The sequence below is a fragment of the Slackia heliotrinireducens DSM 20476 genome (assembly GCF_000023885.1).
Taxonomy (GTDB): Bacteria; Actinomycetota; Coriobacteriia; order Coriobacteriales; family Eggerthellaceae; genus Slackia; species Slackia heliotrinireducens.
Map to the genome: position 1 here is coordinate 3,075,616 of NC_013165.1, position 13,554 is coordinate 3,089,169.

General features: G+C 61.6%; 10 protein-coding genes and 1 pseudogene. 5 read left to right on the forward strand and 6 right to left on the reverse strand.

Translation table 11 applies throughout. The annotated features are described in order from the left end of the window. Positions 1–5 precede the first annotated feature (5 nt). A complete protein-coding gene (gene nrfD / locus SHEL_RS13660; RefSeq protein ID WP_012799865.1) occupies positions 6–1,172 on the forward strand; it encodes an NrfD/PsrC family molybdoenzyme membrane anchor subunit in 1,167 nt (388 codons plus the stop codon). Positions 1,173–1,361: 189 nt separating this feature from the next. Further along, positions 1,362–2,690: an ATP-binding protein gene (locus SHEL_RS13665; RefSeq protein WP_012799866.1), complete on the forward strand. Its 1,329-nt coding sequence runs from the start codon at positions 1,362–1,364 to the stop codon at positions 2,688–2,690. A 119-nt stretch (positions 2,691–2,809) separates the two neighbouring features. Here SHEL_RS13665 and SHEL_RS13670 read toward each other — a convergent pair whose 3' ends face one another. Continuing rightward, a complete protein-coding gene (locus tag SHEL_RS13670; protein WP_041422606.1) occupies positions 2,810–3,340 on the reverse strand; it encodes an acyl-CoA dehydrogenase family protein in 531 nt (176 codons plus the stop codon). Positions 3,341–3,357: 17 nt separating this feature from the next. Between SHEL_RS13670 and SHEL_RS13675 the strand changes: the two are divergent. From SHEL_RS13675 to SHEL_RS13685, 3 genes and pseudogenes are all read left to right on the forward strand, one after another. Continuing rightward, positions 3,358–3,558 (forward strand): annotated as a pseudogene (locus SHEL_RS13675) (FAD-binding protein); the annotation flags it as partial. A gap of 374 nt (positions 3,559–3,932) precedes the next feature. Further along, on the forward strand, positions 3,933–5,252 hold the full coding sequence (locus tag SHEL_RS13680) for an FAD-dependent oxidoreductase (RefSeq protein WP_012799868.1): 1,320 nt from the start codon (positions 3,933–3,935) through the stop codon (positions 5,250–5,252). Then, positions 5,249–5,560: a ferredoxin family protein gene (locus SHEL_RS13685; protein WP_012799869.1), complete on the forward strand. Its 312-nt coding sequence runs from the start codon at positions 5,249–5,251 to the stop codon at positions 5,558–5,560. The genes SHEL_RS13680 and SHEL_RS13685 overlap by 4 nt, the downstream gene beginning before the upstream one ends. Before the next feature lie 424 nt (positions 5,561–5,984). Here SHEL_RS13685 and SHEL_RS13690 read toward each other — a convergent pair whose 3' ends face one another. From SHEL_RS13690 to SHEL_RS13710, 5 genes are all read right to left on the reverse strand, one after another. After that, the gene (locus SHEL_RS13690; protein WP_050749600.1) at positions 5,985–7,397 is read right to left on the reverse strand and encodes a radical SAM protein; all 1,413 of its coding nucleotides are present in this window, start codon (positions 7,395–7,397) and stop codon (positions 5,985–5,987) included. An 11-nt stretch (positions 7,398–7,408) separates the two neighbouring features. Then, complete coding sequence (gene purD, locus SHEL_RS13695; RefSeq protein ID WP_012799871.1) at positions 7,409–8,674, reverse strand: phosphoribosylamine--glycine ligase; 1,266 nt, start codon at positions 8,672–8,674, stop codon at positions 7,409–7,411. A gap of 81 nt (positions 8,675–8,755) precedes the next feature. Further along, positions 8,756–10,072, reverse strand: a complete 1,317-nt coding sequence (locus SHEL_RS13700; protein ID WP_012799872.1) for an adenylosuccinate synthase — start codon at positions 10,070–10,072, stop codon at positions 8,756–8,758. A gap of 33 nt (positions 10,073–10,105) precedes the next feature. Beyond that, positions 10,106–12,295 (reverse strand): ATP-binding protein, encoded by a 2,190-nt coding sequence (locus SHEL_RS13705; RefSeq protein ID WP_012799873.1) that lies wholly within the window; start codon positions 12,293–12,295, stop codon positions 10,106–10,108. Continuing rightward, positions 12,292–13,554 (reverse strand): metallophosphoesterase family protein, encoded by a 1,263-nt coding sequence (locus SHEL_RS13710; protein WP_012799874.1) that lies wholly within the window; start codon positions 13,552–13,554, stop codon positions 12,292–12,294. Before SHEL_RS13710 ends, SHEL_RS13705 begins: the two co-directional genes overlap by 4 nt.

Genomic DNA, 13,554 nt, shown 5'->3' on the forward strand with positions numbered 1-13,554 from the left:
GCATCATGGCTAAACTTATGAAAAACCCGCTGGTCATTGGACTGGCTGCCATTGTCCTCATCGGCTTCGGCATGTATGTGTACCAGCTGGCGAACGGCCTGGGTGTCACCGGCATGAACAACTCCACCAGCTGGGGCGCGTACCTGACCTGCTTCATGTTCTTCGTGGGCCTGTCCGCGGGCGGTCTGATCGTGGCCAGCTCCGCCAGCATCTTCCACGTTGAGAAGTACAAGGCCGTGGCGCTGCCCGCCGTCATCTGCTCGCTGGTGTGCATCTGCGCCGCAGGTCTGTGCGTGCTCATCGACCTGGGCGGCATCCAGCGCATCTGGCGCATGTTCACGGGTATGAACTTCCTCAGCCCCCTGGCATGGGACGTGTGCGTGATCACCATCTATATCATCATCAACCTGTTCTACCTGTACTTTATGTGCTCGAAGAAGGCCGATCCTGCAAAGGTTTCCATCGTGTCGCGCTTCGCCTTGCCCGTGGCTATCCTGGTGCACAGCGTCACCGCTTGGGTGTTCGGCATGGAGATTGCCCGCGAGGCCTGGCACACCGCCATCCTGGCCCCCATCTTCGTGGCGTCCGCCCTTGACTCCGGCCTGGCGCTGCTGCTGTTGGCCCTGTTCGCGCTGCGTGTCCGCGGCATCTTCCACACTGCCGACGAGCTGATCACCAGCCTGGCCGGCCTGCTGTGCGCCTGCGTGTCCGTGGACTTCTACTTCATCTTCTGCGAGATCCTGACCACGGCCTACAACGGCACCGAGGGCGGCATGGCGGTCATCAACACGCTGCTCTTCGGCGGCACGGCCCCCTTCTTCTGGTTCGAGATCGTGTGCGGCTTAGGTGTTCCCTTCATCATCCTGGTGTTCGCGAAGAACCGTCGCAACATGAAGCTGGTCGGCATCGCAAGCGCCCTGATTGTGGCCGGCGTCTTCTGCAAGCGCTGCTGGCTCATGTTCACCGGCTTCGCCACGCCGAACATCGTGGGCGCCAACGGCATTACGCTGGGCACCACGGCGGCCCAGACCGGCGGCGCGGCCAACATGTGGTCGGTGCTGGGCACCTACATGCCCACCCTGCCCGAGGTGTGTATCTCGGTGAGCGTGTTCGCCCTGGCAGGCCTTGCGTTCATCGTCCTGTGCCACGCGCTCATCAAGCCGCAAGCCTAACTACCGCAGCAATCCAACCAGATTGATTTGCCACAAAGCGAAGGAGCGGCCCGGGGGCTTTCCCGGGCCGCTCCTCTGTATTACAATTGCTTCAAAAAAGTGCGGAAATCTGCAATTTTGACTTGATAAAAAGTGCGGAAATCGGTAAATTCTGCTCATTAAAAAGTGCGGAAATCGGGGTGAACCTTTATGTTCAGGCGAAAAGTATATGATGAACTGGTCAAATGGAAACGCTCGTCTCAGGGACGCACTGCGTTGTTGATTGAAGGCGCCCGCCGCGTGGGCAAATCTACCGTCGTCGAAGAATTTGCCAAAAACGAGTATCGCAGCTACATCCTCATTGACTTCGCTTTTGCATCGAAACAGGTCCGCGAGCTGTTTGAAGACGTATCCGACCTTGATTATCTGTTCCTTCAGTTGCAGCTCCAATATGGAGTACGGCTTTTCAATCGCGAGTCGCTCATTGTGTTCGACGAGGTGCAGTTATGCCCGCTCGCCCGTCAAGCTGTAAAGCGCTTGGTGCAAGACGGCCGATACGACTATGTAGAAACCGGCTCGCTCATCAGTATTAAGCGAAACACGACGGGCATACTCATCCCCAGCGAAGAGCAAAAGCTGCAGATGCACCCCATGGACTTCGAGGAGTTTCGTTGGGTCTTAGGAGACAATGCCACCATTCCCCTTCTCCGTCAGGCATTCGAGGCACACGCGCAGTTGGGCGAGCAAACGAATCGCAAGCTCATGCGCGATTTCCGTCTCTATATGCTTGTGGGGGGCATGCCGCAGGCGGTCGACGCGTATCTTTCAACGAATAACCTCCAGGAGGTCGACCAGACTAAACGCACTATTATTTCCCTCTACGAAGATGACTTCCACAAAATAGATCCCAGCGGAGCCGTCTCTCGCTTGTTCGATGCCATTCCAGCCCAGCTTGCGAAGAAGGCCTCGAGGTATCAGGTGTCCAGCATCTTGGCCAATCGGCAGGCTTCAGATTTAATTGAAGAACTGTCCGAGCTTCGGGAATCGAAAACCGTCCTGTTCGCCCATCACGTCAGCGATCCCAATGTCGGGATGTCAGCAACCGTAGACCTCGAGAAGTTCAAGTTGTATCTTGCCGACACGGGGCTGTTCGTGACCCTTATGTTTAAGGACGCAGGTTTTACAGAAAACATCGTCTACGACAGGCTGCTTTCCGATAAGCTGCCGGTCAATTTGGGCGCGGTATATGAAAACGTTGTAGCCCAGGAGCTGGCCGCTCAGGGAAACGGGCTTTTCTATCATACGTGGGAAAAGGAAGGCGCCCATCGTAACTACGAGATTGACTTCGTCCTTTCAAGAGGCAAAAAGATTTGCCCCCTAGAGGTTAAGTCTTCCAGCTACAAGACGCACGCTTCGCTTGACGCGTTTGCGTTGAAGTACCCCTCGCGCATCGGCGACCAGTATCTCGTATACACAAAGGACCAGCATAAAAGCGGCGCCATCTCCTGCATACCCACCTACATGGCACGATTCATCTAAGCCCAAAACGCAAGACGAATGGAGCGTCCAACGCCTTCAAAACAAAACGCGGCCCCGAGCTTTCATCGCTCGGGGCCGCGTCGTTCAGCTTACGCCAGGCCGCGCAGTGCGCTCCTGGCCTACTCCTGGGGCTGGTTGTAGCCTTCGTACGCAACGTCGGTCCAATGGACGAAGTCGAGCTGCGTCTCGACCGGCAGGCCTTCCTTCTGCGCGATGATGTCGAGCAGAAGGAAGGTCGGGTACTCGCCCGGGCCAGCGGCGATAGCGTCGCGCATGTAGCGGGCCACGCAGGCTTCCTCGGTGACGCCCACGCCGCCCCAGAGCTCGAGCAGCGACTCGATGGTCTTCATGGCCGTCTGGCGGCAGTACACCTTAGCGCCGAAGCACAGGACCGAGTTGGCGTTGCCCGTGGTCACGTTGTCGATGGCGTTCAGGATCAGACCGCGCATAGCCTCGATGTTGACCTTGGCGTTGGCAACGGCATGGGCCACAGCCTGGAAGGTGCCCAGCGGCTTGTCCATGCGGGTGCGCTGCATGACGTATTCCTTGGCCATCTCGTACACGCGCTCGGTCATGCCCAGGAAGTTGGCGGCATAGGTGATCCAGATGGTGCCGTTCAGGCCGGAAAGGGCGGTCGCGGGAGGCAGCACGTTGGCGGGATCTGTGCGTGGCCGGCGCTGTCATCAAGCCGAAGGCCTACTTCGCGCTGGGCATCTCCGGCCAGATGCAGCACATGGTGGGCTGCAACGGCGCCGGCACCGTGGTTGCGGTGAACAAGGACAAGAACGCCCCCGTGCTCAAACAGTGCGACCTCGGCTTCGCGGGCGACCTCAGGGCCGTCCTGCCCGAGCTGACCGCCGCCCTGTAGGCCCGGCGGGCCCTTCCCCACGAATCGGTTCACACCGTCGTTGGGAAAGGCGCCTTCTTCAGCGAACGCCTCGCTGCCAGATCGGCGGCGAGGCGTTTCAGGTCCGAAGAGGTCGATTCGCACCTGGCAGGAAGGCTGATCATCCTTTTCGGACCATCGGTTTATCGACTTTGGCTTCCGAAGACCTATTGAGCAAAGCCTTGCGGAGCAGCACAATGACCCCAATGGTTCCGCACGTCGGGACTCCCACTTAAGGACTGATATATGCAACCTTAAGTTGATGGGTTTTCAACCTTTTAGTATGTGGTTGCGCCAGGTCGGCGCGGCTAGAATGAACGCAACAGAAGACCACTCTTACTCAGAAGGGGGCAAAGATGGCACTAGAAGAGCGCGACTTCGACGTCATCGTGGTCGGGTGCGGATGCGCCGGCGCGATTGCGGCCTATGTCGCGGCCAAGAAGGGCAAGAGCGTTTTGGTCGTCGAGCGCGGCGAGTATGCCGGCGCCAAGAACATGACCGGCGGGCGCATCTACGCGCACAGCCTGCGTGCGGTGTTCGACGAGTACGCCGACGGCGAGGTCGACTGGGACGAGATCCCGTTCGAGCGCAAGATCACGCATGAGCGCATCGCGATGATGGACCCCGCGTCCAACATGACCATCGATTACACCAGCGAGAACCTGGGCGAGGCCGGCCAGGAATCCTACTCGGTGCTGCGCGGCGAGTTCGACCAGTGGCTCATGGGCCTGGTCGAGGAGGGCGGCTGCGAGATCATCCCCGGCATCGCCGTTGAGGCGCTGCTGAAGGACGAGGGCGGCTGCGTCACCGGCATCCGCGCAGGCGAGGACGAGATCACCGCGCACGTGGTCATCGTGGCCGAAGGGCAGAACAGCCTGCTGGCCGAGCGCTTCCTGGGCGCCCCGCGCCCCAAGGCCAACCAGATGGCCGTCGGCATCAAGGAGGTCTTCGAGCTGGACGAGAAGACGATCGAGGACCGCTTCCTCACCCCCGAGGGCGAGGGCGCCGCGATGCTGTTCGTGGGCGACTGCACCCACGGCGTGGTCGGCGGCGGCTTCATGTACGCCAACAAGACCAGCGTGAGCCTGGGCCTGGTCTCGACGATTTCCGAGATGGAGAAGGCGGACACCACCATCTACCAGGCCATGGAGGATTTCAAGAACCACCCGGCCGTGGCGCCCATCATCCGCGGCGCCGAGATGGTCGAGCATTCCGGCCACATGGTGAGCGAGGGCGGCGCCGAGATGGTGTCCGAGCTTGTGCACGACGGCGCACTGGTCGCCGGCGATGCCGCCATGCTGTGCATGAACCTGGGCTACATGGTCCGCGGCATGGACCTGGCCGTGGCCTCCGGGCGGTTCGCCGCCGAGGCCGCGTGCGAGGCCATCGACGCCGAGAACGTGAGTCGCGCAGGCCTTGCCGGCTACAAGACCCGCATGGACGGCTCCTTCGTCATGAAGGACCTGCGCACCTTCGCCAAATGGCCCCACACCATGGAGACGTGGGAGCGCATGTTCACCGACTACCCCAAGATGGTCGGCGAGATCTTCGATTCGATGTTCGTCGTCGACGGCACGCCGCAGCAGCCGCTGCGCAAGCGCATCATGCCCATCGTCAAGCAGCGCGGGCTGTTCAAGCTCGCCAAGGAAGTGAAGGGAGCTCTGAGCGCGCTATGATGAAGCTGTCCGAGATCACGGTAAACGTCGACGAGCTCATCGGCGTTAACAAGTACAACGTGGACGAGGAGAACGCCCATATCGAGCTGTGCGCCGAGGACCTGGACACGCTGCCCGACGACGAGTTCGGCAAGCTGGTCCGCGTGTGCCCCGCCGCCCTGTACAAGGTGGACGAGGACGGCCATAAGACATTCGACTACGCCGGCTGCCTGGAGTGCGGCACCTGCCGCATCGCCTGCGAGGGGACCATCGTCTCCAAGTGGGAGCAGCCCGGCCCCACCATGGGAGTGCAGTACCGGTTCGGCTAAGAAGAAACGAGCCCATCCGGTTGGCTGGTCCTCATTTCAGGAACCCGCTAAACCCAAACCGGCAAATAACCGGTTCCGCACAACCAAATGCACGCAGCGACCCGCCATGTGGCGGGTCGCTTTGGTCTGTGCTGGGGTTGGCGTGCATCGCGCGGGCGTTTTGGGCGATTTTTGCACGAGAATTGAAGTTGTGCATTCTATTTCGGGAGCATGCTCCGAATTCGGGCGTTTCGGTAAATTCCCACCTGGGCAAACGCACCGACGGCAAGCCTTGATTCAAGCAAGGCAATGCACAACTTCGAATCCGGTGCAGATTTCGCAGGATTCGCCAACGCAAACTCGATACACCACTCATATGCCCGATGCGCCAATGCGCTCGTTAGTGTCGGTTTGGCGGTTTCCTGATTTCAGGAACCCGACAAACCTATTCCATGGCGCATCCGGCACCGAAGAGCAGTTCACGCTCGTCGGCGGGCAGGGCCGCACGAGCCTGGTCGCGCAGGTTGTTTACGCCGATGAAGAACTGGCGCATCATAACCACCATGAGGTAGCGGCCCTTTGGCGTCAGGGTGATCTGCTCGTCGTCATCGAGGGCAAAGGCGCCGTTGAGCTTCATGAACAGGTACTCCACAGGCAGGCCGGCGGCCACGGTGCAGCCGAAGTCCCGTTCCCACTGACGCTTGTCCAGGCGCAGGCCGAACAGCTGCATCATGAAGCGGTAGCGCATGCGGTTCGTCTTGCTGAACTTGGCCTTGCCCATGATGGACATGCTGCCGTTTTCGATAAGCTCGTTGTACTCGCGGATGCTGAAGGTGTTCACATACTGCGTATGCCCCAGATAAGTCATACCGCCGGATCCGATGGCCGGGTACTCCTCGTAATCGACGATATACTCGTCGATCATCTGGCCCTCTTCGCGGGCAGCCACACGACCATCGTGGTCGAGCACGTCACCCGCCGCATTCACGCCCACCTTCGAGGCGACGTTCGCTTTCTTGGCACCTTGCGGTCCCTTCAGCAGCGCGTTGAACGTCCACGCCGACCCCAGCTTGAAAGCGGGGTTATCGCCACCGATAAGGGTGTCGCAGATGATTTCGTAAAAGCGCTGCTCGCGCTCGTAGTCCACCTTGCCCACCGTACGGGCCAGAGATTTCTCCACCGAAGGCGACGCCATGAGCGGGTAGAACGTGGTCTGCGAGGTGCCGGACTCCAGAATCATCTCCAAATCGCGGCGCAGCGACTTCTCGGTCTGGGCCGGGAAGTTGTAGATCATGTCCACGTTGAGCGACTTGAAGTACGGCACCGCAACCTTGATGCGCTCCAGCGCCTCTTCGCCGCTGCCGTACTTCTCAAAGCGATCCATTTGCTTGAGCAGGTCGTTGTCGAAGCTTTGCACGCCGACGCTCATGCGGTCCACGCGGCCCCGCAGCTGTTCGAGGTAGAGCGGGGTCAGGTGGTTCGGGTTGGTCTCGCAGGAAACCTCCTGGATGGAGAATTCGCTGCGAGCCAGGTCGATGGTGTCGCAGAGCTCGTCCATCATGATGGTGGGCGTGCCGCCGCCGATGTAGAGCGAGTCGAAATCGTATCCCAGCTCCTTCACCATCATGAGCTCGCGACGCAGGTTTTTGAAGTACCTGACCGTACGCTCCTCAGAGTGCGGGAAGCGGTTGAACGAGCAGTACGGGCAGAGCCTCTCGCAGAACGGAACATGCATGTAGAGCATGTAGGGCTGCCCAGGTTCTGGCTCGGGAATCCGTGCCTCGTGGCACGGTTCGATTTTCATATACGAGTCGGCGCAAAAACGCACCACGCGGGATAGAAGTCTTTCGCTCAGCATTCCTTTACGACCTAAAGTGCACGTTTTCCAATGTCGAGGCGGAGCTGCTTGCCTTCGAAGTCGATCTTGTCGCATGCCTCGTAGGCACGTGCAATGGCTTCGGCGAAGGTGTCGCCCATGGCCGTCACGGTGAGCACGCGGCCGCCCGAAGTGACCAGCTGCCCGGCGTCGTTCACAGCCGTGCCCGCATGGAAGACGATGACGTCGTCCATGGCCGCAGCGTCTTCGATACCCGTGATGACCTTGCCTTTTTCGTATGAACCGGGGTATCCGCCGCTGGCGAGCACCACGGTGACGGCGCAGCGGGGGTCCCACTCGGCGCCGATTTCGTCAATCTTGCCGTCGGCCACGGCCTTGAAAGCAGTCAGCGCGTCGCTGGCCAGACGCGGCATGATGACCTGGGTTTCCGGGTCGCCGAAGCGCGCGTTGAACTCCAGCAGCTTCGGGCCTTCGGGGGTCAGCATGAAGCCGCCGTACAGAACGCCGCGATAACCTGCCGCGAAATCCTCCATGGTGGCAGCCGCAGCGTCAGCCATGACCTTCTGCATGGCCGCTTCGGTCTCGGCGTCCACGCAGGGCACCGGCGAATAGGCGCCCATGCCGCCCGTGTTGGGACCCTTGTCGCCGTCGTAGGCGCGCTTGTGGTCCTGGGAGCAGGGCATGCAGGATGCCTTGCCGTCGGCCAGAAACGCCAGCATGCTGCACTCGGGGCCGACGAGCATCTCCTCGATGACCACAACAGCGCCGGCATCGCCGAAGGCACCGTCGAAGCAGCTGCGGACGCCCTCTTCGGCGGTTTCCATGTCATCGGCAACGATGACGCCCTTGCCGGCGGCCAAACCGTCGGCCTTCACGACGATGGGAGCGCCCACCTCGTGCAGATAGTCCATGGCCTCCTCCAGCGTGACGCACTTCTTGTACGCCGCGGTGGGCAGATTATGGGCCAGCATGAATTCCTTGGAGAAGCTCTTCGAGCCTTCGAGCTGCGCCGCGTCCTGGTTGGGACCGAACACGGAGACACCTTCGGCACGCACGGCATCGGCGATGCCGGCCACCAGCGGAGCCTCAGGGCCGATGACGACGAGCTCGATGCCGTGCTCCTTCACGAAGGCGACAACTTCGTCAGCATTCAGCGGATCAACCGTCACATTCTGCGCAATGGCGGCCGTACCGCCGTTACCGGGGGCGACAAACAGGTCGCCAATGTTCTCGGAGCGCGAAAGTGCCCAGGTCAGAGCATGTTCGCGGCCGCCGCTGCCCAAAACGAGTACGTTCACTAGAATCCTCTCCTTCGCCTGAATTCGGATTTACAGCAAAAAACGGGACAAAGGGGACAGTCCCCTTTGTCCCACATGTTGTTACAGGTCCCAGCCGCGCAGCAGGGTTTGGTCGTGGTCCGGGCCCACCGACACGATGGAGGCGCGCACGCCGCTCAGACGCTCGATTTCCAGAACGTAATCCTGGCAGGTCTGGGGCAGGTCCTCGAAGGACTTGGCGCCGGTGATGTCCTGACCCTTCCAGCCAGGCATGGTCTTATACAGCGGCTTCGCGTGGAACAGCACGCTCTGCTGCATGGGGAAGTAATCGTAGGTCTCGCCGTTGCACTCGTAGGCGACGCAGATTTTGATCTCGTCGAAAGCGCTCAGCACGTCGAGCTTGGTCAGCGCGATATCGGTCAGGCCGTTGACCTCGGCGGCATAGCGCGCGATGACCGCGTCGAACCAACCGCAGCGGCGCTTACGGCCGGTGGTCACGCCATACTCGTGGCCTTCGGTGCACAGGATGTCGCCATCGATGGCGTCCTGGCCCTCGCCGCCGTTTTCGGCATACAGCAGCTCCGTGGGGAACGGACCTGCACCGACGCGGGTGACGTAGGCCTTCTGGATGCCCAGCACGCGGTCGATGGCCGTCGGGCCCACGCCCGAGCCGGTCGCCGCACCGCCGGCGCAGCAGGCCGAGCTGGTAACGAAGGGATACGTGCCGTGGTCGATGTCGAGCAGCGTGCCCTGCGCGCCCTCGAACAGGATGTTCTTGCCCATGCGCACGGCCTGATTGAGCATCAGCGCGGTTTCGGCCATGTGCGGACGGATGACGTCGGCGTAAGGCAGGTACGCGTCGCAGATCTCTTCCAGCGTGAAGCCCTCTTTGCCGTACACCTTCTCCAGGATGGCGTTCTTCACCTCAAGGGCGGCGGCAACCTTCATGCGAAACACCTTCTCATCCAGCAGATCCTGGATGCGGATGCCGCTGCGGGCGGCTTTGTCCTGGTAGCAGGGCCCGATGCCGCGGTTGGTGGTACCAATCTCGTTCTTGCCCAGCTTGAACTCGGATGCCTGGTCAAGGGCGATGTGGTACGGCATGATAACGTGGGCGTCGCAGGAAATCTTCAGGCGCTCGCAGCTGAGGCCCTCGCTTTCCAGCATCTGCATTTCCTCAACGAGGACCTGCGGGTTCACAACAACGCCGTTGCCGATGACGGGGATGGCGGATTTGTACATGACACCGGAAGGAATGAGGTGCAGCGCCAGCTTCTTGCCGCCGTTGATAACGGTGTGGCCTGCGTTGTTGCCGCCCTGATAGCGGACGACGTAATCGAACTGCGGTGCAATCAGGTCTGTGACCTTGCCTTTTCCTTCGTCGCCCCACTGGGCGCCGACCAAAACTACGTTGGGCATGTTTCCCTCTTTCGTATGTAGACAGCCGATTGATTATAACTCTATCAAGGTGGAGCGTGCCGCTTGGCTGCGCACTGCGCTCACTATCTCCTTATGACAGGTGAACAATATGACCTGGCGCGTACGGGAAAGTTCCTCCAGCGCCTTGATGGCGCCGGTCCGACGTGCGTCGTCGAAGTGCACCAGGATATCGTCGGCCAGCACGGGCACCGATGCGCCCACGTTGCCGGCGCATTCCAGAAGCGCGATGCGCAGCGCCAGATACAGCTGCTGACGCGTGCCCAACGACAGTAGGTGCGGCTCGCGGCGCACGCCTGCAGCATCCGACACGGTAAGGGTTCCGCCCTGCCCCATATGCACGCCCGTCCACGCCCCGTCGGTCATGAGCGCCATGAGCTCCGAGGCCCGGGCGTACACCTCGGGCTGGCTTTCGCGCTCCCAAATCCGAACCGCCTGAACCAGCATGCGCCGCGCGATCAGGTCGCGCGCAAGGTCGCCCGCCAGGTCTTCGTATAGGCAGTTCAACTGGGCTCGTTGGATTTTCAGCTCCTCAAGAGCGGTGTCCCCCGCCCCTGCCGCCAGGCGCTCTTTGAGCTCGCCGTAGCGAAGGGCCGATTCGTCTAGAGCTGCAGCAATGCCGTCGCGCTGCGCAGCGGCCGCAACCAGGGCCGCATCCACCTCTGCCAGGGTGGCATCGTCGGAAAGGCCGACGTCAGCCAGCACCTCTGCACGGCGGGCACGTTCTGCCGTCAAGGCCTCCGCCACCTGCTCGAGCGACTCCTGATGAAGCGCCACGCGCCGATCGTAGCTTTCGCGCTGCCGTTCGGCCTGATAGGAGCCTTCCACCATAAACTGCGCCTGCTGAAGCGACCCGTAGGCGCCTTCCAATCCCATAGCGTTGAGCTCTTCCGCCACGTCGGCGTCGAAGCGGTCCAGAGCCTCCGTCGCCGCCATGAGTTTCGATCGTTCCTGGTCAAGCCGCTGGTAGGCCTCGTCCATGCGCCCTTGGCCGCCGTCCGCGGGCCTGCCGCCGAACACCGCCTGAGCAGAAAGCGCGGCCGCGACGGCGCACCCCAGAGCCGCAGCAGCCGTTATGGCCGCCATGACCAGCGGCAGCGTTTCGCCATGGCGGCTCCACAACAAGGCGAATGCGACGGCTGCAGCCGCGCACACAACTGCGACGGCCGCCTGCACGACGGTCTTCCGCGTGGCACGGCGGCGCTCCAGCGCGGCGCCTTGATAGGTTTTTGCGCCCTTGGCCTCGACATATGCGGAACTCACGTCCTCGAAACGCTCCTGGGCGTGCTGCACTTTCGCCTGGGCGGCGGCACGCTGCTCCATCAACTCAAATACGCGCGCTCGTGTTTTACCCACTTCCTGAACAGGGGGTACGTCTGCGTAGGACCTGCCCTCTCCTGCCAGCAGAATCTTCTCCGATGCCAGGCGGTCCAGCGATTCCTGGGCCTGGGCGATGCGCCCGTCTATATGGACGAGCGAAGCCTCCGCAGCCGTCAGGCGCTCGACCTCGGCGTTCGCGGCCGCCAGCTGCTCGTTCAAAAGCACCCGGTCCGCCTCGAGCTCGGCAAGTTCGCAATCCTGCGCCTTAAGCGCATCGGCGACTTTGCGGGCCTCGGCCATGGCAAGCCGGTTCTCCTCCAAACGGTCCTTCACGCGCGCCAGCGAGCGGTCCGCCGATGCCGCACGGCTCGTGTAGCCGGCGATGCGCGCGTCCAGCTCGTCCAAGGCCTCCGCAGGGCTCACCTGCGTGCCCGACCCTGCCGTGAGCAGGTGAGACGTCACTTCCGCGGTCCGATTCAAACCCTGAAGCGACTCGGAGTTTATGGCGAACACGGTAGCGAAGGTGTCCTTGTCGATATCAGCCACGATGTCTTCGGCATCCTGGCCGGCAAACGACAGCCCGTCTGCATTGCGCACGCGGGTCAGCTCCAAAGGCTCGTCAACCGCACTGTTATGGAAGATGAGCGTTCCGGATCGTTCCAGCTCAGCGGGCTTATAGGTGTTCTTCATACCGCGACCGCGGGCATCTTCCCACCCGAACAGCACGCCCTTCACGAAGGCGCTCACCGTGGACTTGCCGGCCTCGTTGGCACCGTACACGATGTTCAAACCTTCCGAGAAGGGACCTAGCGTGGTGCGGTAGAACCTGCCGAATGCGTTGATGCGCAGGTATTCGAGCCAGGTACGGTTGGCGACGTGCCTCATTGCGCACCACCTTCGCCTTCCAGCAGGTCAAGCGCGATGTTTTCCGCATCGGGGATAAGCTCCTCGTAGGCATGGGCCACCAAACGCGGCATGCTCAGGCCTCGGGTGGCGAACTCATCGGTCAGATAGTCCAGAATATCCTTGCTGTCTGCCGTCATGCCCTCGGACACATTCAGAAGCGACGCCGGAAACAGCCCCTCGTCGCGAAGTGCGTCCTTGTCCAGCGGCGCCTTCGTGCCATCCAGCAACGCGTCGCAGAAAAACGTCGGATAGCTCGCGTTCAAATCGTTGCGAAGGTCCTCCAAGGCACCGGGCTTGCGCAGGTAGCCATGGAGCGGCGTGGTGCCCGTCAACGTGATGCGTGCCACCATCTCCTCGCATTTGGCGTCCGCGTTGGCGTCGAACATGGCGCGCACACAGGCGGACACGATGCTGGCCGCACCCGCGCATTCGGAGATGTCCACCTCGAGAATCTCCCATTGCACCGACGCCGTGGAGATGAATTCCACCTGGTTGGGCATGCCTTCCTCCAGAGTGACCAACAGGCACCCCCGGTCGCCGGTCTCGTGGATGTCGCGCCCTTGGATGTCGCCGCAAAACGCCAGCTTCGGATGGTCCTCCGGCTTCGAGTAGCGCATGTGTATGTGTCCCAGCGCCCAGTAGTCGATGCCGCTGCCAAGCAGCGCTTCTTCGCTGGTGGGGGCCTTGTAGGGGTCCATCCACAGACCCGTGTGCAGCATGCCCACCACAAAGGGCGCCTCGACGCCGGTTGCTTCGAATGCCTCCTGGCGGCCGATGCCTTCGGCGATGCTTTCCCCCACGCTCAGGTTCGTGAAGCCGCGGGCCGCGATGATGGCCGCAGGCTTTCCGTCGCGACGGAAAACGGCGAATCCAGGTTCGGACGAAGGCATGAGCTGGGCGTTGTCGGGCAACGACGGCAGAATCTGTTGCCAGTTGGCATAGGGGTCGTGGTTGCCCGCCACGATGTAGACGGGAATGCCGGCGCTTTGCAGGCGTTGCAACCCGTGTATGAAATGCAGCTGGTGCGCATAGCTGGGCTTGTCGGTGTCGAACTCGTCGCCGGCAAGCAGCAGGAAATCGACCTTTCGCCTGATGCAGGTCTCGATCAGGCGGTCGTAGGCTTCGGGGATCGCATCCACCAGACGGTCGGCCCACCGGTCCGACAGGGCCCGCAGACCGCGGAAAGGCGCCCCCAAATGCAGGTCGCCGGAATGGATGAATGTGATCTTCTCGGCCAT

Coding starts and splice junctions, on each gene's coding strand:
- nrfD (WP_012799865.1), top strand. CDS start 6: ATGGCTAAACTTATGAAAAACCCGCTGGTCATTGGACTGGCTGCCATT.
- SHEL_RS13665 (WP_012799866.1), top strand. CDS start 1,362: ATGTTCAGGCGAAAAGTATATGATGAACTGGTCAAATGGAAACGCTCG.
- SHEL_RS13680 (WP_012799868.1), top strand. CDS start 3,933: ATGGCACTAGAAGAGCGCGACTTCGACGTCATCGTGGTCGGGTGCGGA.
- SHEL_RS13685 (WP_012799869.1), top strand. CDS start 5,249: ATGATGAAGCTGTCCGAGATCACGGTAAACGTCGACGAGCTCATCGGC.
- SHEL_RS13690 (WP_050749600.1), bottom strand. CDS start 7,397: ATGCTGAGCGAAAGACTTCTATCCCGCGTGGTGCGTTTTTGCGCCGAC.
- SHEL_RS13700 (WP_012799872.1), bottom strand. CDS start 10,072: ATGCCCAACGTAGTTTTGGTCGGCGCCCAGTGGGGCGACGAAGGAAAA.
- SHEL_RS13705 (WP_012799873.1), bottom strand. CDS start 12,295: ATGAGGCACGTCGCCAACCGTACCTGGCTCGAATACCTGCGCATCAAC.
- SHEL_RS13710 (WP_012799874.1), bottom strand. CDS start 13,554: ATGGCCGAGAAGATCACATTCATCCATTCCGGCGACCTGCATTTGGGG.